Origin of the sequence: Polaribacter sp. Q13 (genome assembly GCF_016858305.2) — a bacterium.
Classification (GTDB): domain Bacteria; phylum Bacteroidota; class Bacteroidia; order Flavobacteriales; family Flavobacteriaceae; genus Polaribacter.
In genome coordinates, this window is record NZ_CP074436.1 from 1,361,737 (window position 1) to 1,385,932 (window position 24,196).

Consider the following 24,196-nt stretch of genomic DNA (forward strand, 5'->3'; position numbering starts at 1 on the left):
ATGAGTATTGAAAAATTAACAGAAAAAGCAATCTCTCTTTTAAAAAATCTGATTGAAACCCAATCATTTTCTAGAGAAGAAGACAAGACAGCAAAATTGATTGAAGGATGGTTTATAGAAGAAAACATTCCGTATATAAGAACAAAAAATAACGTTTGGGCAACCAACAAATATTTTGATGATAGCAAACCAACTTTATTGTTAAATTCTCATCATGATACGGTGCATCCAAATACAGCCTATACAAACGATCCGTTTAAAGCTATAGTAGAAGATGGAAAATTATATGGTTTAGGATCTAATGACGCCGGTGGATGTTTGGTGTCTTTAATGGCAACCTTTACCAATTTTTATGCACAAGAAAACCTAAAATATAATTTGGTTATTGTAGCTTCTGCAGAAGAAGAAGATTCTGGTCCGGATGGGTTAAATAGCATGTTAAAAATAATTCCGCATATAGATGTGGCTATTGTTGGAGAACCTACATTAATGAATTTAGCCGTTGCAGAAAAAGGTTTGGTTGTTTTTGATGCTGATGTAGCAGGAACTCCAAGTCATGCGGCACATCCAAATGATAACAATTCAATATACAATACCATTGAAGTTTTACAATGGTTTAAAGATTTTAAATTTAAAAAAACTTCAGAAGCTTTAGGTGATGTAAAAATGACGGTAACTCAAATTTCTGCTGGTTCTCAGCACAATGTTGTACCTGCACATACCAATTTAGTAATTGATGTACGAGTAAACGACGCATATTCTAATCAAGAAATTGCAGATATTTTACAAGAAAAATCACCTTGTACCACAATTACTCCTAGAGGTTTAAAACTAAATTCCTCTTCTATTTCTATAGATCACGATTTAGTAAAAGCTGGAATTGCCATGGGCAGAGAAACATATGGTTCTCCTACAATATCAGATCAAGCTTGTTTAAGTTGCGAATCTCTAAAATTAGGCCCTGGTGATAGTACTCGTTCTCATTCTGCAAATGAATTTATATATTTGGCAGAAATTGAAGAGGGAATTCAAATTTATGTAGAATTATTAAAACGTGTAATTGTTTAATCGTTAAATTGTTTAATTGGCAACAGGTCAAAACAATAACACGCTTTCTCATTTACACAAATAAACAATTACAAGATTAAACATTAGAAAAATATGAAACTTTGGGATAAAGGATTTTCAATAGATCAACAAATAGAAAAATTTACAGTAGGTAACGATAGAGAAATTGACATGCATATTGCAAAATATGATGTTCAAGCTTCTTTAGCGCACGCAATAATGCTAGAATCTATTGGCATTATAACTGCCGATGAATTGAAAGATTTAAAAAGAGGATTGCAAGAATTAGCAGACGATATTGAAAAAGGAACCTTTGTAATAGAAGAATCTTTTGAAGATGTACACTCTAAAATTGAATGGGAACTTACTAATAAATTAGGTGAAGTTGGTAAAAAAATTCATACAGCTCGTTCTAGAAACGACCAAGTTTTAGTTGCTTTGCAATTGTATTATAAAGAAAATTTAGCTATTATAAATGATAAAACTAAAACGTTATTTGATACCCTTTTAGGTTTAGCTGAAACACATAAAGAAAGCTTATTACCAGGGTATACGCATTTACAAGTTGCCATGCCATCATCTTTCGGATTGTGGTTTTCTGCGTATGCAGAATTATTAATTGACGATGTTTATATGTTAAATGCGGTATCTAGAGTTGTAGACCAAAATCCTTTAGGCTCTGCTGCTGGTTATGGTTCTTCTTTTCCTATTGACAGAGAATTAACGACCAAAGAATTAGAATTTGCAACCATGAAATACAACGTAGTGGCTGCACAATTAAGTAGAGGAAAAAGTGAACGTTCTATTGCTTCAGCCTTAGGCGGATTGTGTAACACCATGTCTCGTTTTGCTATGGACGTTTGTTTGTATATGAGTCAAAATTTTAGTTTCATCACTTTTCCTGATGAATTAACAACCGGAAGTAGCATTATGCCACACAAGAAAAATCCAGATGTTTTTGAGTTGATTCGTGGAAAATGTAATAAAATTCAGGCGCTACATACAGAAATGGTAATGATTACAAATAATTTACCAACGGGTTATCACAGAGATTTTCAATTATTAAAAGAAAACATCATCAATGCTTTTGAGGATGTAAAAGATATTTTAGACATCTTTAACTACTCTATTCAACAAGTAATTGTAAAAGACATTGATTTAAATGATGAAAAATATCAGTATTTATTTACGGTAGATAGCATCAATAATCTAGTAGTTGAAGGTATGTCTTTTAGAGAAGCCTATCAAAAAATTGGCGGACAAGTTCAAGCAGGAACTTACAAACCAGATTTAGGAAAACAACATACGCATGTTGGAAGTATTCATAATTTGAGTTTAGATAAGATTCGTGAGAAATATCCGAAGTAAAAATATTGTTCTATACAATTAAAATTGAGTACCCTTCTAAAAATAAAAAGCCTTGTTTACAAATTGTAGACAAGGCTTTTTATTTATGGAATCTTTAAATATTTTATTTCTTAAAAATAGAAATTCACTCCTACATCTGCACTAAATACATCATTTACACCAACATCTTTGGATGTAATTGTATACCATAAATACGTTTCTACTGTTCCTATTTCAATATAAAAATCTAACCCTTTTATTATTTTTGATTTCTTAAAATCTTTATGAATTAAACCACCTCCATACAATGTAAAATGAAAAGCATTCGGTACATAATATCCTTCAGGATATATGCCAGGTAGCGTAGTAAAAGACATGGTTCCTATATCATAAGTGGTAGTAAAACCAGCTATAGGAGTTATCGTTAAATTTTTTCCTATTTCTTTTCTAAAAATAGGAAAAGTATTTTTTATTGTAATTAAATGTATTCTATCTGCTTTAGATACGGATGACGGAACATACCCATATAATAACTCTGAATACAATACTTTATTGAATAACTGATACCCTGCCCCAACAGAGACAAGCCCAATATTCCCGCCAAATTGCATTTTTACATAATCTGGTACATACCAAGACTTCTCTTTACTTAAATTGGCTTCTTGTGCATTTAACTTAGTAAAAACTAAAAATACAAGGGATACTATTAATACGTTTTTAATCTTCATCTCAATTTATAATTCTATCATTTCAATATTAAAAGTATCATCTTTTACGCTTATAATACCATATTCAGGTTCTTTAAGCGAAGGCACTGTTAAATAAGTGGGCTTACCTTCTTCATAAAAATAGCTATGATTATGTCCGTTTATAACTAATGAAACATTATTACCTTTTAATATAGCCTCATATTTATCTCTCATCTCACCTATAAAATGCAGGCTTGTAAAAGGAATATGGGCAATTTGAAATACTTGGTTATACTTAGCATGATCGCTTAATTCTGATGCTAACCAATCAAAATCTGGATCTTTGTTACTTTCCCAAACGATATCATCAAAAAGAACAAACTTGTTATTATTAAACACGAAGGAATAATTAAGATCACCAAACATTTCCTGATAAACAATACTTCCATTTGCATTATAATCATGATTTCCTATAACCGTTAAGTAAGGTTTTTTAAGTTTTCCCATGATATCATAAAAAATATCAAACTCTTTTAATAATGCTTGATCTGCAATATCACCTCCAAAAATAACAAATGTAATATCATCTCTTTTGTTAATATCGTCTACAACAGCACTAAGGTTGTTGTAATAATAATGAACATCTGTAACGAAAGCGAATTTAAAGTCTTGAGACTCCAATTTAATATTCTCTAATAATTTTAAATTTTTTTCAGTCGTGTTTCTTTTCGCTGTTTTTACATTTGCATCATAAACGCTATATTCAAAAAGATTATCGCAGTTAAAAAAAGTAAATGTAATAGCAAATAATACTATAAGTTTTAAAGGTTTCATTTAATTTTATCTCTATTTTAAGAAGTTATAAGCAAAATTATTCATTTTATAGACGATAAAAAAATAAGACCTTACAATAAATAAAAAAAGAACTTTTTAATACTGATTTTACATCGTAATAATCAAATAAGAAGCAGTATAACTTGAAAAATAAAATTGATAAAACAACATTTTATCTTAGTGATTTTTATTGATTATCGTTGTACATAGGTAGATATTAACTTACTACATCATTTTTATTTATAGAAAATTACTCCTATTTTTAATTTTATCTCTTATCTTTAACTCTTAACCCCTAAAAAAAATTATACATGTTTTGGTATCATCCAGATTTAGAACGATTAGAAAATCATATTCAAGAATTAGAATATGATCCCAAAACAATTTTTTATGGAAGCTCTACCCTAACCTTATGGGATGAATTAACCACTATTTTTAGAGAGCATAATCCTGTTAACTTAGGTTTTGGAGGCTCTACTTTAGCGGCTTGTACTTGGTTTTTTGATCGTATTTTTGAAAACATAGAAGAAATAGATGCTATTGTAATTTATGCCGGTGATAACGATTTAAGTGATGGAAGACATCCGGAAGAAGTTCTCTTATTTTTAGAAAATATATTATTAAAAATTAGAACTAAATATGGCAATATAAAATGCTCCTATATTTCTATAAAACCTAGTGTAGCAAGAAACCATTTACTAGAAAGTATTCATTATACAAATAACAACATAGAAAAATTAATGTCTAAAGATGATAATTTTCATTTTGTGAATATTTATGATGCTTTATTAGATAAAAAAGGAAAACCCAATAGCAAATATTTTGAAGAAGATGGACTACACTTTAATGCCAAAGGTTACAAACTGTTAACAAAAACACTTCTAATGTATCCTAAAATTTTTCCTCAAAAAATATTCGAAAAAATGTATTAAAAGAGTACCTTGATGGAAAATTAATTTTCAGTGAAAAGAGAATATCATAAATGGTATAGTCCTAATCTTGAAAAAGAAATGGAATTGCTTGTATTTGGGTATGCAGGCCCAAAAGTGCTGTTTTTCCCTCCGAGAATGGGACGGTTTTATGATTATGAAAACTGGAAAATTATAGCTTCTTTAGAGCAGAAAATCAAAAATGGAAATTTACAAGTTTTTTGTGTAGATAGTGTAGATTTAGAATCTTTTTATAATAGTTTTAAAGATCCAGGATATCGTATTTACAGGCATATTCAGTATGAAAACTATGTTATAGAAGAAGTTTTGCCACTAGCTAATTTAATCAATTCAAATAAAAATGTTATTTCTGCCGGTTGCAGTTTAGGCGCCTATCATGCCGTAAATATTGCCATGCGTCATCCTAATTTATTTACTAAAGTTGTAGGAATGAGTGGTCGGTACGATTTAACAAAATCTAGTGGATACTTTAAAGATTTATTAAGTGGCTTTCATAATGATTTTGTCTATTTTAATATGCCTAACCAATACTTAAAAAATTTAAACGACCCAAATTTAATTGAGCAATTAAGTAAAATGGATATTATATTAGCCATCGGAAAAGAAGATTCTTTTTTAGAAAGTAATTACAAATTATCTAATATTTTACAGGAAAAAGGAATTCCACACCACTTATTTGAATGGCAAGAAGAAGCACACAGAGCTTGCTATTGGAGAACAATGGTAAACATTTATTTTTAAAATTAAAATTATGAAACTTAGACTTATTTTTTTCTTTATGATGATATCCTTTGGAAAATTACTAGCGCAAAATGAAGTTATCCCTCTTTGGAAAACCATACCTAATAGCATAGAAACTTCAGAAAAAGAATCCTTAGAACAAGGAGCTATCATTAAAATTTTTAAAGTTAAAAAGCCTACATTAGAAGTGTATGCACCTGCAAAAAACAACGCAACAGATAAAGCCATTATTATTTGTCCTGGAGGAGGATATAATTTTTTAGCCTATGATTGGGAAGGAACAGATATGGCCAAATGGTTTAATAGTAAAGGTATTACTGCTTTTGTTCTAAAATACAGACTACCAAACTCTAAATCTTTAATCACCTCAAATAAAGCACCATTGCAAGATGCGCAAAGAGCTATTAGATGGGTTCGTTTTAATGCTAAAAAGATGGGAATTAATCCAAATAAAATTGGTGTAATAGGTTTTTCTGCAGGTGGACATTTAGCATCCACTTTAGGAACTCAATTTAATACACCCAACGATTTTAAAGAAGAAGCTCTGGACACTATTTCTGCAAGACCAGACTTTATGGCTTTAATTTATCCTGTAGTTACTATGAAAGATGATTATACCCACAAAGGTTCTCGTAAAAACTTATTGGGTAAAAATCCTTCTAAAGAATTAATAGCACAATATTCAAACGAATTACATGTTACAGAAAACACACCTCCAACTTTTATAGTACATGCTTCTAATGACCCAGCAGTTCCTGTAGAGAATAGTTTACAGATTTACAAAGCATTAAATGACAAAGGGGTAAAAGTAGAAATGCATATTTATCCGACAGGAAAACACGGATTTTCTTTAGCTATTAACCAAGAAGGATATTTACATACTTGGTTAGATAGAATGTATGATTGGTTAGAAAGTATTTAAATAAAATGAACTTATTTTTTTTTAATTAAGCAGCATATTTTTATTGACTTATTCTCTATTTTTACCCACTAAAATTGCTAAATTTTCAATAAAAATTCGATTAAAATAAATACAGAAACAAGTACATTTGCACCTTTAAAAACAAAAGAATGCCAAAAATTGTATCTGTAAAACACTCCGAATTTGTACTTATTGGAGGTGGTATTATGACTGCCACATTAGCCATATTATTATATGAAAAATTTCCGGGAAAGAAAATAACTATTATTGAGAAATTACCTACCATGGCTGCAGAAAGTTCTGAAGCTTGGAACAATGCTGGAACTGGACATTCTGGAAATTGTGAACTAAATTATACTCCAGAAAAAAAAGGTGTTGTAAATATTGATAAAGCAATTAGTATTTCTCAACAATTTACAGAAACTTATAATTTCTGGAAAGACTGTGCAGAAAAAGGATATATCAACAATCTATCAAAATGCATTAGTGAAGTTCCTCATCTTAGTTTTGTTAGAGGTAAAAAAGACATTGCTTTTTTAGAGAAACGCTATACTACTATGAAAGAACACCCTAATTTTAAGGACATGCTTTTTTCTAAAGATACCGAACAAGTAAAAGAATGGCTACCATTAATGATGGAGGGGCGTTCTGCAAAAGAAAGTGTTGCAGCAACCTATTTTAAAAAGGGATATGATGTTAATTTTGGCGAAATAGCAGAACAAATATTTCGTTATTTAAAAAAACAAGAGCACGTAGAATTATTGAATCATAGCAATGTGTACAACATTCAAAAGTCTAAAAGAAACCGTTGGGTAGTGAGTATAAAAGGACAAAATGTAGGTAAACATTGGATGTTGGCATCCAATTACCTTTTTATAGGTGCTGGAGGCGGATCATTACCTCTACTAGAAAAAGCGAATATTAAAGAAGCGAAAGGATATGGAGGTTTCCCTATTAGTGGCCTTTGGTTGCGTTGCACCAATCCAGAAATTATAGAAAGACATCATGCAAAAGCCTATGGAAAAGCCGGACGTGGTGCTCCACCAATGTCTGTACCTCACATGGATTCTAGAATGATAAACGGAAGAAAAGAATTGTTATTTGGCCCTTTTGCTGGTTTTACAACAAAGTTTTTAAAACATGGTTCTATGTTTGATTTGCCAAGGTCTGTAGAATTTGATAATATTATGAGTCTATTAGGTGCCGGATACCAAAACTTACCGCTTGTAAAATATCTTATTCAACAAGTCCGTTTATCCTTTAAAGATAGAATGGATGAGTTAAGAGCTTTCTACCCTGAAGCAGATAATGATGATTGGAAAACGGTTGTTGCAGGACAACGTGTTCAAATTATAAAACGCAATAAAAAAGGATTTGGTAAACTAGAATTTGGAACGGAAATTATAGTTTCTGAAGATAAAAAAATTGCAGCCCTTTTAGGTGCTTCTCCAGGAGCTTCTACTTCATATTCCGTAATGAAGGAAGTATTTAATAGAAGTTTTAAAAGTTAAAAAAGTTATGAATATAGTAGTTTTAGATGGATATACATTAAACCCTGGCGATCTTAATTGGCAAGGAATAGAACAGTTTGGTTCTTTAAAAATATATGATAGAATTAGTTTAGATGAAGAAACTATTATTAAAGCTATTGGCAAAGCAACGGTTGTGTTTACCAATAAAACGCCCTTAACAAAAAGTATTCTTCAGAAAGTGCCACACGTTACCTATATAGGAGTTTTAGCTACTGGTTATAATGTAGTTGATGTAAGTTATGCGAAAGAATTAGGAATAACAGTAACAAATATTCCTGCATATAGCACCCGATCGGTTGCACAATTTACCATGGGCTTATTGCTAGAAATGTGCCATAATATAGGAAAACATAATACAGCTGTTCAAAATAGAAAATGGATAAATAGTGCTGATTTTTCATTTATAGAAACACCTTTAATAGAATTGATTGGAAAAACTATTGGGATTATTGGTTTTGGTAGTATCGGACAAGCAACTGCAAAATTAGCAGAAGCTTTTGGATTACATATTTTGGTACATAGCAGAACTAAATATCCTGAACTTGAAACAGCCAATTGCCGTTATGTTCCATTAGATCATTTGTTTGAAAAAGCAGACATTATTAGCTTACACTGTCCACTTACGGAAAGCACAGATGGAATAATTAATAAAAACAATATTGCAAAGATGAAGGATGGCGTATTAATTATTAACACCTCTAGAGGTGGATTAGTAGTTGAAGAAGACCTTAAGAACGCACTTAATTCAGGTAAAGTAGCAAGCGCTGCGGTAGACGTAATTTCTGCAGAACCTATGTTAGAAAATAATCCATTATTAAATGCAAAAAACTGCATTATAACACCACATATTGCTTGGGCACCGAAAGAAGCTCGTACCAGATTAATGCAAACTGCAGTGCTAAATTTAGAAGCATTTTTAAATGAAAACCCCGTAAATGTGGTGAATTCTTAGAAGTAGTATTTTTTAGATTTTCTTAAACTTTTCAATCAATAAAACATTACCAAAAATCATAGTAAAAGCATAGCCCACATCTTCAATAGGTATTGTTAACAAACGAATACCAAGATTTTCTGCATTGTTATACCATACGATAGGCTCATCAATTCCTGTACCTGTTAGAACTCCATTTACAATAAAAAAAGGAATTAAAATGATAAGAAAAGAAATATAGAATCTTTGCAATTGTTTTAATCCGAAGAAAAAACCAATCACCAAAACAAAAAGCAGAAAGATGTAATTTACAAAAGTATATGCTTTGTCTGTATTCAGAAAAATTACTGGCAGTAAAATTACAATAAAAAAGAGTGTAATAGACTTCGTAAACTTTTCTGAAATTAACAATTTAGGTTTAAAATACTCAAGTGAATAATGAATAAATAAACTTGCATACGGAATACAGATAAAGAACATCCATTCATCAATTGGCATTCCAAAAAGCAAGAAATTTAAGTGATAATCTGGATTAAACCCCCAAACTCCATTGGCTGTAAAAATAGCATCCCAAATTAAAAAAACGATAGAAATAAGTATTAAAGAAAGAAAAACCGCTTTCCAATGTTTAATAAATCGCATTTTTTTTTCGAAAGAATACAATAACGGAATACTAATAGAACCAAGATTTAAAAGCAGATATAAATACACTATATTTTTGGTTTTTTAAAATATTTAAAAGGAACAAATAACATTCCAAAACACTCTCCTTCTTCTTTTCCTAAATGTTTATGATGAATTTTATGAGCTTTTCTCAATCCTTTTAGATAACGATTATTGGTGTGTTTAAACCATTTAAAACGTTGATGAATTAAAACATCATGTACTAAAAAATATGCAATTCCGTAAAACAAAATTCCCAATCCTATAAAAAACAAATAAGTGTATTGGGTATAAGTTCCAAAGTAAAAAAGCAAAATACTAGGTGTTGCAAAAACCACAAAAAATGCGTCGTTTTTCTCAAAAACACCATTATATTTTGGTTGATGGTGATCTTCGTGTAGATACCATCCAAAACCGTGCATCACAAATTTGTGCGTACACCAAGTTACCCCTTCCATTAATAAAAAAACGCCAAGTGTTATAATTGCAAACATTATTTTATAATATTTAATTTATATTTTACATAACTTCTTGCTAGTAAATTAATCTTCATTGGGTCTGAAATACGTATTCTAGTATCCATAATTTTTTCTGATGGAACTTTCTTTAACTTTTTTAATAATCTTCTGTAATATCTATAAGCCATATAAACCCCAAATTTAGCCTCTACAGGTAGTTTAAGAATTCCGTTTTTGTAAGCAAAATCAAAATCGGCTTCAATTTCATCAATGATCAATTGCTTTGAAGCAGCATCTAATTGACCTAAATCAATATTTGGAAAATAAGAACGATTTAAGACTTCATAATCATCTTTTAAATCACGTAAAAAATTTACTTTTTGAAAAGCAGAACCCAAACGCATTGCAGCATCCTTTAATTCTTCAAACCTTTTATCGTCACCATCAACAAAAACTTTTAAGCACATTAAACCAACAACATCCGCAGAGCCATAAATATAAGCATCATATTCTTCTTTGGTTTGGTATTCAGTTTTATATAAATCTGCTTTCATGCTCTTTAGAAATGCTTGTACCATTTCATCCGGAATTTTATATCTATTTACCGTTTGTTGAAAAGAATTTAAAATAGGATTTAAACTAATTCCGTGTTCCTTTGAAAGATAATAATCTCTTTCAAAATGCTCCATTAATAGTTCTTTATTATAATCATGAAAAGTATCTACAATTTCATCTGCAAAACGTACAAAACCATAAATATTATAAATATCTGTTCTAATTTTTGGAGATAACATATTTACTGCCAAAGAAAAGGAAGTACTATATTTTTTAGTAACCAACTTACTGCAATCATTAGAAACACTATCAAATAATTCTTTCATATTATTGTTGATTTTTAAAAATTAATGCTGATGCAATTTTTCCTGATATTAAAGCTGGAGGCACTCCTGGACCCGGAACGGTTAATTGTCCTGTAAAATACAAATTATTTACTTTACTACTTTTTATTTTTGGTCTTAAAAATGCAGTTTGCAAAAGTGTATTTGCCATTCCGTAGGCATTTCCTTTATAAGAATTGTATTCACTTTTAAAATCATTGACACAAAATGATTTTTTAAACAACACATGTTTTTTCACTTCTTGATTTGTTAATTTCTCAAATCTATCCATAATTTTATGAAAATATTCTTCCCTCAACCCCTCCGTATCTTCAATTCCGGGAGCTAAAGGAATTAAGAAAAAACCAGTTTCTTTTCCTTCGGGCGCAGAAGTTTTATCTGTAATAGACGTAAAATTTGCATAAAAAAGAGGATCTGTTGGCCACTGTGGAGTATCATAAATCTCTTTTGCATGTGCATCAAAATCGGTATCAAAAAACAGCGTGTGATGACTTACATTTTCTATTTTTTTATCAAAACCAACATAAAACAATAAAGAGGATGGAGCAAATGTTTTTTTATCCCAATAATTCTCAGAATATTGTCTAACATTTTTATCTAACAAAGTTTCAGTATGATGATAATCTGCACCACTTAAAACTAAATCAGTTTTAATTTCTTTTCCATTTACCAATAAACCAGTAACATTATTAGAAGTATTCGTTATAATTTTATCAACATTAGCATTCGTTTTAAAGGTTACTCCTAAACTTTCTGCTAAAGAAACCATACCTTCAATAACAGTATACATTCCTCCTCTCGGATGCCAAGTTCCAAGTCCGAAATCTGCATAATTCATAAAATTATAAAATGCCGGGGTATTATTGGGTTTTGCTCCTAAAAACAATACCGGAAACTCTAAAATCTTAATTAGCTTAGTACTTTTTATATTTTTTCTAACTTGTTTTCTTATGGTTGAAAAAAACTGAGAAACCCTTGCAATTGTTGTCGTGTTTACCAATTCTAAAGGCGAAACTCCTGGTTGATATACCAAGTCTTTTATAGCTGTATCGTAATTAGATTTTGCAGAATCTAAAAAGGTTTTTAAATGTTTTGCACTTCCTTTTTCTTCATTTTCAAAGAGTTCGTAAATTTCCTTTAATTCACTAGAAATTTTCATGGAAGAATTCTCTCCAAAATAAACTTCGTACCCTGGGTTTAATTTATCTAAAATATAATAATCAGATGGTTTTTTACCAAAATCAGCAAAAAAACGTTCAAAAACATCTGGCATCCAATACCAAGACGGACCAATATCAAAAGTAAAACCGTCTTTTTTATATTGTCTTGCTCTACCTCCTAAAGTGTCATTTTTCTCTAAAACAGTAACATTGTAACCTTCTTTTGCCAAATAGCACGAAGCCGACAAAGCTGAAAAACCTGAACCAATGATATATATTTTCTTCATCACTATTTATTTTGTTTAACAAATATACATTATTATTAAACAAAAATACAACTACCATTAAATATTATAAGACTTTTAACAAATCTGAAATAGAATCGTATAGATGTATTTTTGAATTTAATGCAAGCTCTTTTACCTTATTTACCTTTTGCCCTACCGCTATAAATGTTTTACCATAAGTGTTAGTAATCGTATTAATTTCATTAAAATACGCTTCAATTACGTCATCATAAGGTCTTATAGTTAATGCGGTTACAAAACAAATTTCATTTTCACTCTCTAAAAAATAATCTAAATTGTTTAAAGGTAAACTTTGGCCTAAATATACGGTTTGAAACCCTCTTAAAACTAGTTCGTAATTTAAATATAAAAGTCCTATTTCATGAATTTCATTTTCCGGAAGAAACAGTACATAGGTTTTTGAAGAGTTAGTTATGTTATATTGAATTTTTTCTGTGTTTATTAAAATTTTTTGAGTTATTAAATTCGAAATAAAATGCTCATGAGCTGGCTTTAAAGTATCTGTTTGCCACAGTACACCTACATGATTTAGAAAAGGCACAAACACTTCTTTAAAAATTTGTTTAAATGTTTTTTTTTGCAGAAGCTTGTTATAAGTATTGTTAAACAATAGTTTATCAAACTGAAACATCGCTAATTTTAAAGAATTAATAGCTTCATCATTTATTGAAGTTGTAAAAGCCAATTCTCTAGATTGTAAAACAAGCTCTTCCTCAGACATTTTAGCTATCTTAGAAATCTTAAAATTATTATTATTTAACAAAACAATATTTAGAAGTTTCTGTAAGTTTTCATTAGTATAAAAGCGAATGTTTGTATCCGTTCTTTTAGGCACCAATAAATTATACCTTTTTTCCCAAATACGAATGGTATGTGCTTTTATCCCAGAAATATTTTCTAGGTCCTTGATAGTAAAATCTTGCTTAATATTGTTCAATCTATTTTATTTAAAGTTCAACAAAGTTAGATAAAAAAGAAAGAATAAAATATATTTTATAAAAATTGTAACAATTCATACATTTAAGCTACTTATAAGTAACTAACCAAAACTAACAAGTGCAGAAAGTTTTAGAAAAGAATTTTTTAGCGGATTTTGAACAAAATCAAAATATAGCACATAAAATTTGTAGAATTTATACTACAAACCAAAGTGCGCATAATGATTTATTTCAAGAGATAACTATTCAGCTATGGAAAAACTATCCGAAGTTTAGAGGAGATTCTAAATTTAGTACTTGGATGTATAGAGTAGCTTTAAATACGGCAATTTCGTTGTATAGAAAATCTACTAGAAGAGTTAAAACACAAGACATTACTGATTTTGCTTACAAGATTAAAGCAACGGATTATGATGATACAGAAGAAATACAGTTAAAAGCGTTGTACAAAGCTATTCATCAGTTAAATGATATTGACAAAGCACTCATTTTCTTATACTTGGAAGACAAACCTTATAAAGAGATTTCTGTAACGTTAGGAATATCTTCTGTAAATGCAAGGGTAAAAATGAACAGAGCAAAAGAAAAATTAAAAAACATCTTAAACCCATAACAGCATGGATTTATTAGAAAAATATAAAACAACTTGGAAAAATCAACCTGAAGAAGAAAATAAATTTTCTTCTGTTGATATCTATAAAATGACAAAATCTAAGTCGTCATCTATTGTAAAATGGATATTTATTATTGGTATTATAGAATTTGTTGGTTTAAATTCTCTGTACTTTTTTATAGACTTAGATGAAGCTTATGCTGAGTATAAAAAAATTGGATTAGAAAAATTTATATACATCTCTAATATATTATTCTATTTAGTGATTTTTTATTTTTTAATAAAGTTTTATTTAAATTATAAAAGCATATCTACTTCTGATTCAACCAAAGTTTTAATGAAAAAAATTCTTAGAACAAGAAAAACGGTAAGAAACTATGTACTTTTTAATTTAGTTTTTATGGCTTTGTTGATGATAATTGTTATGGTTGCAGAAATAAACTTTAAATCTGAAGACTTAGAAACCAAACAAATATTTTTAGTAATTCTTTTAACTCTTGTTGTTACACTGGTATTATTGGGTGTATTATGGCTCTTTTATCAAATACTTTATGGAATTTTATTAAAAAAATTAAATAGAAATCACAAAGAATTGTCTAAATTAGACGAGACTAATTAATATCTAATATGAAAAAGTATTTTCTTCTTTTGTTTTTATGTTGCTCGTTTACAATGATTTCTCAGGAAAAAATTGATTTCTGGGATAATGTACAATTTGGTGGTGGTGTTAGTATGAGTTTTGGCAACCAAACCACAATTGGTATTTCTCCTAGTGCTATTTATAATTTTGACAATGGTTTTTCTTTAGGTACAGGTTTAACTTATATTTATAGCAAGTATGAAGATAATAAAACCAATGTTTATGGAGCTAGTATTATTTCTTTGTATCAAATACCCAAAATAGGCATTCAACTTTCTGGAGAATTTGAACAATCTTTTGCAAAAAACACTTCGAATAACGTTAGCAGTAGCACTAGTTTCCCTGCCTTGTATCTTGGAGCCGCTTATAACCAAGGTAGATTTGCTGTTGGTTTTAGATATGATGTTTTATATCCTGGCAATAAAAGCGTATATTCTTCTGCTTTTTCACCAATTGTTCGTTTTTATTTCTAGAAATTTTTCAATTCTTTTAAAAGAATTTCATGCATTTCATCTGTATAATCTAAATGGGTAACAATTCTAATTTTCCCTTCGCCCATTGGCGTTAAGAGAATATTTTTTTGTTCCATTTTTTTGATGAAATTTATATCTCCTATTTTTTTATCTACATAAAAAATAACAATATTCGTTTCTATTGTTTCTACTTTAGTAACATAAGAAACAGCTTCTAATACAGCACCTATTTCTTTTGCTTTTAAGTGATCTTCAGCTAACCTATCTACATGATTATCTAAAGCATATATACCTGCTGCTGCTAAAAAACCAACTTGTCTCATTCCTCCTCCTAACAATTTTCGAATTCTTAATGCGTATTTGATATCTTTTTTAGAACCTAATAAAAGAGACCCAATTGGTGCACCTAATCCTTTTGATAAACAAATAGAAATGGTATCGAATAACGCTCCATATTGCTTTGGAGTTTCATTTTTTGCAACCAAAGCATTAAATAAACGCGCTCCATCTAAATGAAAACCTAAATTATTTTTTTTAGCTACCTTTTGTATTTTTTTTATTTCTTCAAAATCCCAACAAGCACCTCCGCCCTTATTTGTGGTATTTTCTATGCAGATAAGTTTTGTATACGGTAAATAGATTTCGGGGTTTACCGCTGCCATTTCTTCTATTTGATTAGCTGTAAACATACCTCTATCACCATCTACTAACTTACAAGTAACACCAGAATTAAAGGCTACTCCACCACTTTCGTAATTATAAATATGTGCATATTTATCGCAAATAACCAAATCTCCAGGTTGTGTGTGTAGTTTTATAGCCGTTTGATTTGCCATGGTTCCTGATGGAAAAAACAATGCGTCTTCCATACCAAACATGGCAGCCGCTTTTTCTTGTAAAGCATTCACCGTTGGATCCATTTTAAAAACATCATCACCCACTTTGGCATTCATCATTGCATCCAACATTCCTTTTGTTGGCTTAGTCACTGTATCGGAAATTAAGTCTATAATCATCATGTAAATAATAAGACCTAAAAATACTTTAATTTTTATATCTCATATAGAAAAATAAGTTAATTTAGTTTTAAAATTATACATTGATGAAAAAATTTATTTTCCTTTCTATTGCACTTCTTGTTTTTGCTTCATTTATCAGTATTCAAGAAAATTTATTTACAAAATTGATAAAGGAAAAGGTAGATAATTATGCTTTGGTAAATTATCCTGAAAAAGTATATGTTCATACAGATAAACCCTATTACTCTGTTGGAGATGATATTTGGTTTTCTGCATATTTAGTAAATGGTGTTACGCATACCAAGTCTAATAAAAGTAATTTACTATATGCAGAATTAATAAACAGCAACGACAGTATTATTGCTAAAGAAAAACTCTTTATGAATGATGTTAATACTGCAGGAAATTTTAAAATACCAAAAAAAACAGTACCCGGAAACTATTTGATAAGAGCCTATACCAATTATATGAGAAATGAAAAACCAACTTCATTTTTTCAAAAAGAAATTTCTATTTTATCTTTGGATAAAACAAAAACAGTAACTAAAACACCTGAAAATATACAAACAGAGAAAAAATCAAATTCATTTAAACCTGATTTAAACTTCTATCCAGAAGGTGGTTATTTGGTAAATAATTTAAAGAGCGCCATTGCTATAAAGCTGAAAAACAATTTATTTAATGAACTACCCATTAGTATTTCTATTGTAGATAATGACAATCAATTTATAACAGAATTCACCTCTACTAAATTTGGTTTAGGGCTTTTCTATTTAGAACCAGAATTAGGTAAAACTTATTTTGCACTTATGGAATTAGAGGGTAATGAATATAGATATCCTTTACCAAAAGCCTTAGAAAATGGTTACACTTTAAATGCTTTAAATAATGGAAAGGAACTCTTAATTAATTTACAATCTAATGTTAGTCAGGGTTTATTTGGCACTTCATTAGTAATTCATCAAAGAGGAAATTTACTTTATAATGTTACACAAACTACAGAAAAAAAGAATCAAACCTTAAAAATTTCTAACAAAACGCTTCAAAACGGAGTTATCCATATTACACTATTTAATCCTGAAAGAAAACCAGTTTCTGAAAGACTTATATTTATTAACAGTGCAAATAATAAAGCTACAGTTACCATAACTAAACCAAAAGATTATTATGGTAGACGAAAACAAGTACATCTAAATTTAAATGTACAGAACATAAAAAAAGAAAACTTAATTAGCAATTTGTCTATGAGTGTTCGAGATTTAAATGCATATCCAGAAGACCATAAAGTAGAAAATATTAAAACTTGGTTGTTATTAAATTCAGATTTAAGAGGAAAAATAAAAAACCCTGGCTATTTCTTTGAAAAAGAAAACGACAGAGAACGTTCTTATTTATTAGATTTAATTATGCGTACCAATGGTTGGAGACGTTTTACTTGGCAAAACTTACTATACAACACAGCACCCCAACCTGAATTTAAAGTAGAAAAAGGAATCACCATTTCTGGTAAAACATTAGCAATGAAAGCTCCGTACGAAATAAAATCTGTGCCTACAAGATTTACTTTTTTTGGAAAAAAAATTGCTCAAGAACCAATTCAAACATCCAATTCTAAAGGAGAATTTAGTTATGGTCCATATATATTCTTTGATAGCGTTCCTGTTCTTTTAGAAGCAAGATTAACCAACTTTAAATCGGAAAGAGAAAGAGACCGAAAAGTATTAATCATACATGATAAAGACAAAAAAAGACCCGAAATAATAAGAGATAGCCTAAATAAAAACTTAGATAACGAGAAAAGTATGAGTGCTTTTTTAAATTATGAAAATTATTTAAAAGAATTAGACTCCACTTTTAAACAGCAACAAAATGTTTTAGACGAAATAGTAATAAGCACTTCTTTAAAAGATGAAAAAAGTAAAAGAAATGATGAAATGGACGCAAAAACTTCTTACGGAGGTTCTTTTAGAAGGTTTGATGCAGCAGATAGCAATTCTGGAAGTACTGCTTTAGATTTATTATTTAATGTAAACGGAGTCTACATTGAACAAGACACGGTGTACGTTAAAAGTTTTGGTTCTAAAACCATACCTCTAATTATGTTTGATGAGGTACCTATAGATGTAACAGATTTAACAGTTATCTCTGCCTCTGATGTTTCTTTTATAGATTTACTTTTAGGAGGAGAAGCTTCTGTATTTACAAGTAATGGTGCCGTAGTTTCTATTTACTCTAAATCTGGAGAAGGATATAATTCTAGTAAAAACGTAAAAAGAAAACCAGGTATTATAGATTTTAAAGCCGTAGGTTTTTATACCGCTAAAGAGTTTTATGCACCAGACCATATTAACGGAATTGAAGAACAAACAAAAGCAGACATTAGAACTACATTACATTGGGTTCCTAAAATTAAAACTACAAAAACAGGAGATGTCTCTATTTCATTTTTCACATCAGACTCTAAAAGCAATTACTTAATAGAAGTTGAAGGAATTACAGAAAACGGAATCCCAGTCTATGGTACAAGTAAAATTATGGTGGAATAACTTTTAGTTATTTCGCAGAGTTACGCTAAGTTTTCACTGAGTTTCACAGAAAATTTTTATTACTCCATGAATCTCTGTCTTTTTCTTTGCGAATCTATGTGGAATTAAAATATCTATCAACATATAAAACAAGTAATCTTAAAATTTCATTTATTTTTGTAGAACTTATGATTACACAAGACCAACTTAAAGATATTGCTACAAGAATAGAAAAACTAAAATCTTATTTAGAGATTGATAAAAAACTGATTGAAATTGCTAACGAAGAAGAAAAAACGGTAGATCCAGATTTTTGGAACGATCCAAAAGCAGCAGAAGTTCTAATGAAAGAACTTCGTTTCAAAAAAAAGTGGGTAGAAGACTACAATAAAACCATTTCGTTAAACGAAGATGTAAACGTCTTGTATGAGTTTTACAAAGAAGGCGAAGTTGAAGAAGCAGAAGTTATAGAACAATTTGAAAAAGCAAGTACTTTTTTAGAAGATCTAGAATTTAGAAATATGCTTTCAGATGAAGGAGATTCTCTTTCTGCCACCATACAAATTAATGCAGGTGCAGGCGGAACAGAAAGCTGCGATTGGGTAGAAATGCTGTCTAGAATGTACACCATGTGGGCAGAAAAGCAAGGTTTTAAATTAAAAACACTCAATTATCAAGCCGGTGATGTTGCTGGTATTAAAACAATTACGATAGAAATTGAAGGCGATTATGCTTTTGGTTGGCTAAAAGGAGAAAACGGCGTACACAGATTAGTTCGTATTTCACCTTTCGACTCTAACGGAAAACGCCATACAACCTTTGGTTCTGTCTATGTTTTTCCCGTGGTAGATGATTCTATTGAAATTGAAGTAAACCCTGCGGATATAGAAATTGTAACTGCCCGTTCTAGTGGTGCTGGCGGACAAAATGTAAACAAAGTAGAAACCAAAGTTCAGTTAACACACAAACCAACCGGAATACAAATTTCTTGTTCTTCCTCGCGTTCTCAGCACGATAATAGAGCTACAGCTTTAAAAATGCTAAAATCGCAATTATACGAAATAGAGTTACAAAAACAACAAGCAACAAGAGACGAGATTGAATCTGGAAAGCTAAAAACAGAATGGGGAAGCCAAATACGTAACTACGTTATGCATCCTTATAAATTGGTAAAAGATGTAAGAACAGGCTATGAAACTGGTAATGTAGACAACGTAATGAACGGAGATATCAACCCGTTTTTAAAAGCTTATTTAATGTTAAATGGGCAAAAAAGCCCATCTTAATCTTCCCGAAGGGAAGAAATACTCTTGTGAAATAAAAGACCTCACAAGTTAAAAAACCTATGAGGTCTAAAAACAAATAAAAACAACAAAAAAACACTCATTTTCCCATCAGAGTGTTTTCCCCTTTGGGGAAATTAAAAGGGGCTTATAAATGATAAAAATATACCACAATCCACGTTGTTCTAAATCTAGACAAGGTTTAGAAATTTTAGAAAACTCTAAAAAAGAATTTGAAATTGTTAAATATTTAGAAGACGTTCCAACAGAGAAAGAACTTACTGAAATAATCCAATTATTAGGCATCACTCCTATTCAATTGGTTCGTAAAACAGAAAAAATATGGAAAGAAAACTTTAAAGGGAAAGAACTCTCAGATACACAAATTATTAAAGCAATGATAGAAAACCCTAAGTTAATAGAGCGCCCAATTGTAATTAACAATAACAAAGCCGTTATTGGAAGGCCAACAGAAGCTATTTTATCAATCATTTAGGGAGAACCTTTTTATGTTTTCTTTAACTTTTTATTAACTACATCTAGTTAAACTTAGCAAGAACTTTGCTGTCTTAATTGAACTACTATTCAAAGGCACACATGAAAAAAACTACATTTTTATTATTCTTTTTACTAACATCAACTATTTTACTGGCTCAAAGGCCTAATAAAGAATCCATATCAATTACTGGGAAGGTTATTGAAGCAAACACAAACCAACCGTTAGAATATGCAACCGTTGTTATAAAAAACAGTAAAACACAAAAAATATCTGGGGGAATCACAGATGGAAAAGGAAATTTTAGAATTCTAACTCCTAAAGGAACTTACGAGATTAGTATTGAATTTATCTCTTTTAAAACCTTAAAACTACCTAATCAAGAAATAATAGCAAACAAAAATTTAGGAACCATTAAACTACATGAAGATTCTAGTATTTTAGATGAAGTGGTATTGGTTGCAGAAAAATCTACCGTAGATATTCGTTTAGATAAAAAAATCTATAATGTAGGTAAAGACATGACCGTAAAAGGTGGTACCGCCTCAGATGTTTTAGATAACGTACCCTCTGTAGACGTAGATCCTGATGGAGTTGTAAGCTTAAGAGGTAGCGAAAACGTTCGTATTTTAATAGACGGAAAACCATCTGCTTTAGTAGGTTTATCTGGCGCAGAAGCATTAAAGCAATTGCCATCAGACGCAATAGAAAGAGTTGAAGTTATTACATCTCCTTCTGCCAGATACGATTCTGAAGGAACCGCAGGAATTTTAAATATCATTTTAAGAAAAGGAAAAGCTTCTGGTTTTAATGGCTCTGTAAATGTTACTGCCGGAGATCCTAAAAATTATCAAGCCGGTGTAAATTTAAATTTACGTACAGAAAAAATAAACGTTTTTTCTAACATTGGTTATAATAATAGCAGAAACCCTGGTATTTACAATTCTAATATTACTTATTTAACAGACAATACTGTAGATAGTATAAGAATAGAAAATAGAGATAATGAAAGACTTAGAAATGGTTTTAATGCTAATTTTGGTTTAGAATATTTCCTCAACAAAAAAAGTTCTATTACAGGTACTATATTTGTAAGAGATTCTAATAATGATAATATTTCTACAAATAGCATTAATTCTTTTGATACTAGCAAAAACGCTTTATACAATTCTTTACGTATACAAGATGAATCAGAAAAAGATCAAACACTTCAATTCTCTTTAAATTATACAAATAATTTAGACGATAAAGGTCAAAAATTGACTGTAGATTTACAACACAGCGCTAGTTCTGAAAATGAATTTGCTATAATTACAGATACAAACCCAGAAACAAATACAACAGACGAGCTCTCTTTAGATAACTTACTTCAAGCAGATTACGTGTTGCCAATTGGTAAAAACTCACAATTTGAAGCAGGTTACCGTGGTAGTTTTCAAGACTTAACATCAGATTATATTGTAGTTGCCCCAAACTTAGCTGCAGCATACAATCCTTCTAATAACCTAGCCTTTACTCAAAATGTAAATGCTTTTTATACACAATTTGGTAGTAAGATTAACAAGTTTTCTTACCTCTTAGGTATAAGAGCAGAAATAACAAACATTGATATTTCATTACTTAATACCAAAGAAAGTTACAATAAAAAGTATACCGACTTTTTTCCAACGGTAAACTTCGGTTACGAATTAACAGAAGACCAAAGTTTTACTTTAGGATACAGCAGAAGATTAAGAAGACCACACTCTAGATACTTAAACCCTTTTGAAAGTAGAGAAAGTGAAGTTATTTTCTATAAAGGAAATGTAGACTTAGACCCAACATACACCAACTCTTTCGATTTAGGATATTTAAATACATGGGGCAAATTAACCTTAAACTCCTCTATTTATTATCAACATTCAACAAATAACATAACTAGAGTTAACAGGCAGGATGTTAGAATTATAAACGGCAAAGAAACCAATATTTTGGTAAGACAACCTATTAATTTAGCTTCAGAAGACAGATCTGGTTTTGAGTTTACAGCAAACTATAACGCTAGCAATAAAGTGCGTTTTTCGGGTAGTTTCAACTTTTATCAGTTTAAAACACTAGGAGAATATACGTATAATGTAACAGACCCTAGCACAAATGATATTACTCCAATTACTCAAAATTTTGATACAAAAAACAAAGCCTGGTTTACACGTTTAGATGCAAAAATTACACTTCCTTGGGATATTCAATCCCAAACAAGAGTTTTTTATTATGGCCCAAAAACCGATGCTCAAAGCAATATAGAAGGTATTTTATCTACAAGCCTAGCTTTTAGTAAAGATATTTTAAAAAATAAAGGAACTTTAGTACTTAATGTTAGCGACCTTTTTAACTCTAGAAAATACCAAGTTTTGGGCTATGCACCAAGTAGAGAAAATCCTACAAATATTACAGACCAAACGTTTCAGAGAAGAATGCGTCAAGTTTCTTTAACATTTACGTATAGGTTTAACCAGAATAAAAATCAAAAAAATAGAAAATCTGGAGAAAATAGAGAAGATGATGGCGGAGGAGATGCTTTTTAAAAGTTTCTAAATTTGGGCGTTCGAGCGGGCTTTCCGTACTCGCTTTTTTTCTGAAAAAGAAAAAAGAGCTCAAACAATTACTTCAATCCCTAACGCGGGCATATTTGTAAATCCTTTGTTTATTATAACAAGTTGTGCCTAATTAAAAAAACGAATGAAAAGAATATTTATACTGTTAATTTTAAGCCTATCAATTCAATATACTTCTGGACAAGCTTGCGGAATATACAGAATTAAATATGTCGGAAATATAAAATCGGAATCACTAAAAATTGAAAAAATAAAACTTCCGACAATTGAATTTCTTCACGGATTAGAAAATGAAAGTTCTGAAAAAGGGTTTATCGAAATTGAACCAATCGCGAACGGAATTAATATTGAATTAGGTTCACCTCTGACTTCTCAACTTTTTGGGAAAACGGAAAATCTACTCAAATTCTATAAAACGAAAAGAGAAAATATTCCAATTTTCATTACAGTTATTGAGAACGGAAAAAACAAAGAAATACGATTAGAATTAACTTGGAATAACATTCAAATTAAAAAAAACGAAGATGAAAAATTTGGAAATATATTTGAACTAAATCTGAACGAAATAAAAATAAAATAACTAGGCACAACACCGTGTATAAAAAATTGCTTAATCAAAGTTAATTACTTTTTTGTAAACTTCTATTTTCCTTCGGAAAATAGCCGTTCACTTAAAACGCAACTTTTCATAACACAACAACGTTCTTGCAAGTTTGCCCGCGTTAGGGATTGTAGTGAAAAGCCCACAGGTTTTTACTTTTTTGTAAAAAACGAGGACTTGTAACAAAAAGCCCGACCCTTGTGGTAACGCCCAAAAAAAACTCGTTCAATTAAATGAACGAGTTTCTTTTTATAAATTATATGTGTTTTAAAGACTACTTACCTTCTGCAGCTTTTCTTGCTTCTTTTTTTAATTTCATGTTTTCCCAAATAGTTCCGCCAATCCAATAAGGAACCACAAATGTTAATAAGAATATTAACAACCAGAAACCAGCTGTAAAAATAAACATGAATAAAACCAATCCTGAAAATTCTGAAAAATCTAACATTTGTATATTTTGTAAAATTATTATTGCAAAAATAATATTTATTTTTAAAAAAATAGGCATCAAA

General features: G+C 30.0%; 24 protein-coding genes. 15 read left to right on the plus strand and 9 right to left on the minus strand.

Going from position 1 to position 24,196, the window contains the following annotated elements; genetic code table 11:
- Positions 1-1,068: a M20 family metallo-hydrolase gene (locus tag JOP69_RS05600; protein ID WP_203394439.1), complete on the plus strand. Its 1,068-nt coding sequence runs from the start codon at positions 1-3 to the stop codon at positions 1,066-1,068.
- 93 nt (positions 1,069-1,161) lie between these two features.
- Complete coding sequence (gene argH / locus JOP69_RS05605) at positions 1,162-2,436, plus strand: argininosuccinate lyase (RefSeq protein WP_203394408.1); 1,275 nt, start codon at positions 1,162-1,164, stop codon at positions 2,434-2,436.
- Between the two features lie 110 nt (positions 2,437-2,546).
- Here argH and JOP69_RS05610 read toward each other — a convergent pair whose 3' ends face one another.
- Both JOP69_RS05610 and JOP69_RS05615 read right to left on the minus strand, forming a co-directional pair.
- Complete coding sequence (locus JOP69_RS05610) at positions 2,547-3,143, minus strand: hypothetical protein (RefSeq protein ID WP_203394407.1); 597 nt, start codon at positions 3,141-3,143, stop codon at positions 2,547-2,549.
- A gap of 6 nt (positions 3,144-3,149) precedes the next feature.
- Positions 3,150-3,938, minus strand: a complete 789-nt coding sequence (locus tag JOP69_RS05615; protein WP_203394406.1) for a metallophosphoesterase — start codon at positions 3,936-3,938, stop codon at positions 3,150-3,152.
- A 311-nt stretch (positions 3,939-4,249) separates the two neighbouring features.
- Here JOP69_RS05615 and JOP69_RS05620 point away from each other — a divergent pair, with 311 nt between their 5' ends.
- From JOP69_RS05620 to JOP69_RS05640, 5 genes are all read left to right on the plus strand, one after another.
- Entirely contained in the window at positions 4,250-4,870 is a 621-nt protein-coding gene (locus JOP69_RS05620; RefSeq protein WP_203394405.1) for a GDSL-type esterase/lipase family protein, read from the plus strand.
- A gap of 30 nt (positions 4,871-4,900) precedes the next feature.
- Entirely contained in the window at positions 4,901-5,629 is a 729-nt protein-coding gene (locus tag JOP69_RS05625) for an esterase family protein (protein WP_203394404.1), read from the plus strand.
- Between the two features lie 10 nt (positions 5,630-5,639).
- Positions 5,640-6,551 carry an alpha/beta hydrolase gene (locus tag JOP69_RS05630; RefSeq protein WP_203394403.1) on the plus strand — a complete coding sequence of 304 codons (912 nt, stop codon included), beginning with the start codon at positions 5,640-5,642 and terminating at the stop codon, positions 6,549-6,551.
- A gap of 149 nt (positions 6,552-6,700) precedes the next feature.
- The gene (gene mqo, locus JOP69_RS05635) at positions 6,701-8,062 is read left to right on the plus strand and encodes a malate dehydrogenase (quinone) (RefSeq protein ID WP_203394402.1); all 1,362 of its coding nucleotides are present in this window, start codon (positions 6,701-6,703) and stop codon (positions 8,060-8,062) included.
- A 7-nt stretch (positions 8,063-8,069) separates the two neighbouring features.
- A complete protein-coding gene (locus JOP69_RS05640) occupies positions 8,070-9,035 on the plus strand; it encodes a D-2-hydroxyacid dehydrogenase (RefSeq protein ID WP_203394401.1) in 966 nt (321 codons plus the stop codon).
- A gap of 12 nt (positions 9,036-9,047) precedes the next feature.
- Here JOP69_RS05640 and JOP69_RS05645 read toward each other — a convergent pair whose 3' ends face one another.
- The 5 genes from JOP69_RS05645 to JOP69_RS05665 form a co-directional block, all read right to left on the minus strand.
- A complete protein-coding gene (locus tag JOP69_RS05645; RefSeq protein WP_249987768.1) occupies positions 9,048-9,725 on the minus strand; it encodes a lycopene cyclase domain-containing protein in 678 nt (225 codons plus the stop codon).
- Positions 9,725-10,171: a sterol desaturase family protein gene (locus JOP69_RS05650; protein ID WP_203394400.1), complete on the minus strand. Its 447-nt coding sequence runs from the start codon at positions 10,169-10,171 to the stop codon at positions 9,725-9,727. The genes JOP69_RS05645 and JOP69_RS05650 overlap by 1 nt, the downstream gene beginning before the upstream one ends.
- Positions 10,171-11,016, minus strand: a complete 846-nt coding sequence (locus tag JOP69_RS05655) for a phytoene/squalene synthase family protein (RefSeq protein ID WP_203394399.1) — start codon at positions 11,014-11,016, stop codon at positions 10,171-10,173. Before JOP69_RS05655 ends, JOP69_RS05650 begins: the two co-directional genes overlap by 1 nt.
- A gap of 1 nt (position 11,017) precedes the next feature.
- Complete coding sequence (locus tag JOP69_RS05660) at positions 11,018-12,484, minus strand: NAD(P)/FAD-dependent oxidoreductase (RefSeq protein WP_203394398.1); 1,467 nt, start codon at positions 12,482-12,484, stop codon at positions 11,018-11,020.
- Positions 12,485-12,545: 61 nt separating this feature from the next.
- Complete coding sequence (locus JOP69_RS05665) at positions 12,546-13,439, minus strand: MerR family transcriptional regulator (RefSeq protein ID WP_203394397.1); 894 nt, start codon at positions 13,437-13,439, stop codon at positions 12,546-12,548.
- Positions 13,440-13,558: 119 nt separating this feature from the next.
- On the opposite strand from JOP69_RS05665, the gene JOP69_RS05670 reads away from it, so the two are divergent.
- The 3 genes from JOP69_RS05670 to JOP69_RS05680 are packed head-to-tail and all read left to right on the plus strand — an operon-like array spanning position 13,559 to position 15,166.
- Entirely contained in the window at positions 13,559-14,053 is a 495-nt protein-coding gene (locus JOP69_RS05670) for an RNA polymerase sigma factor (RefSeq protein WP_203394396.1), read from the plus strand.
- 4 nt (positions 14,054-14,057) lie between these two features.
- Positions 14,058-14,672: a hypothetical protein gene (locus JOP69_RS05675; RefSeq protein ID WP_203394395.1), complete on the plus strand. Its 615-nt coding sequence runs from the start codon at positions 14,058-14,060 to the stop codon at positions 14,670-14,672.
- 53 nt (positions 14,673-14,725) lie between these two features.
- The gene (locus JOP69_RS05680) at positions 14,726-15,166 is read left to right on the plus strand and encodes a hypothetical protein (protein WP_215602658.1); all 441 of its coding nucleotides are present in this window, start codon (positions 14,726-14,728) and stop codon (positions 15,164-15,166) included.
- Here the strand turns inward: JOP69_RS05680 and JOP69_RS05685 are convergent.
- Positions 15,163-16,182 carry a low specificity L-threonine aldolase gene (locus tag JOP69_RS05685; RefSeq protein WP_203394437.1) on the minus strand — a complete coding sequence of 340 codons (1,020 nt, stop codon included), beginning with the start codon at positions 16,180-16,182 and terminating at the stop codon, positions 15,163-15,165. The genes JOP69_RS05680 and JOP69_RS05685 overlap by 4 nt on opposite strands.
- Positions 16,183-16,268: 86 nt before the next feature.
- On the opposite strand from JOP69_RS05685, the gene JOP69_RS05690 reads away from it, so the two are divergent.
- The 5 genes from JOP69_RS05690 (at position 16,269) to JOP69_RS05710 (ending at position 23,663) form a co-directional block, all read left to right on the plus strand.
- Positions 16,269-18,731, plus strand: a complete 2,463-nt coding sequence (locus JOP69_RS05690) for a hypothetical protein (protein ID WP_203394393.1) — start codon at positions 16,269-16,271, stop codon at positions 18,729-18,731.
- Between the two features lie 167 nt (positions 18,732-18,898).
- On the plus strand, positions 18,899-19,996 hold the full coding sequence (gene prfB / locus JOP69_RS05695) for a peptide chain release factor 2 (RefSeq protein ID WP_203394392.1): 1,098 nt from the start codon (positions 18,899-18,901) through the stop codon (positions 19,994-19,996).
- A gap of 151 nt (positions 19,997-20,147) precedes the next feature.
- Positions 20,148-20,489: an arsenate reductase (glutaredoxin) gene (arsC, locus tag JOP69_RS05700; protein WP_203394391.1), complete on the plus strand. Its 342-nt coding sequence runs from the start codon at positions 20,148-20,150 to the stop codon at positions 20,487-20,489.
- Positions 20,490-20,590: 101 nt separating this feature from the next.
- Positions 20,591-23,053, plus strand: coding sequence for a TonB-dependent receptor (locus JOP69_RS05705; protein WP_203394390.1), 2,463 nt, complete (start codon positions 20,591-20,593; stop codon positions 23,051-23,053).
- 154 nt (positions 23,054-23,207) lie between these two features.
- Entirely contained in the window at positions 23,208-23,663 is a 456-nt protein-coding gene (locus JOP69_RS05710; RefSeq protein WP_203394389.1) for a hypothetical protein, read from the plus strand.
- A 295-nt stretch (positions 23,664-23,958) separates the two neighbouring features.
- On the opposite strand, the gene JOP69_RS05715 is transcribed toward JOP69_RS05710, so the two are convergent.
- Positions 23,959-24,132 (minus strand): hypothetical protein, encoded by a 174-nt coding sequence (locus JOP69_RS05715; RefSeq protein WP_036821348.1) that lies wholly within the window; start codon positions 24,130-24,132, stop codon positions 23,959-23,961.
- Between the last annotated feature and the right edge of the window lie 64 nt (positions 24,133-24,196).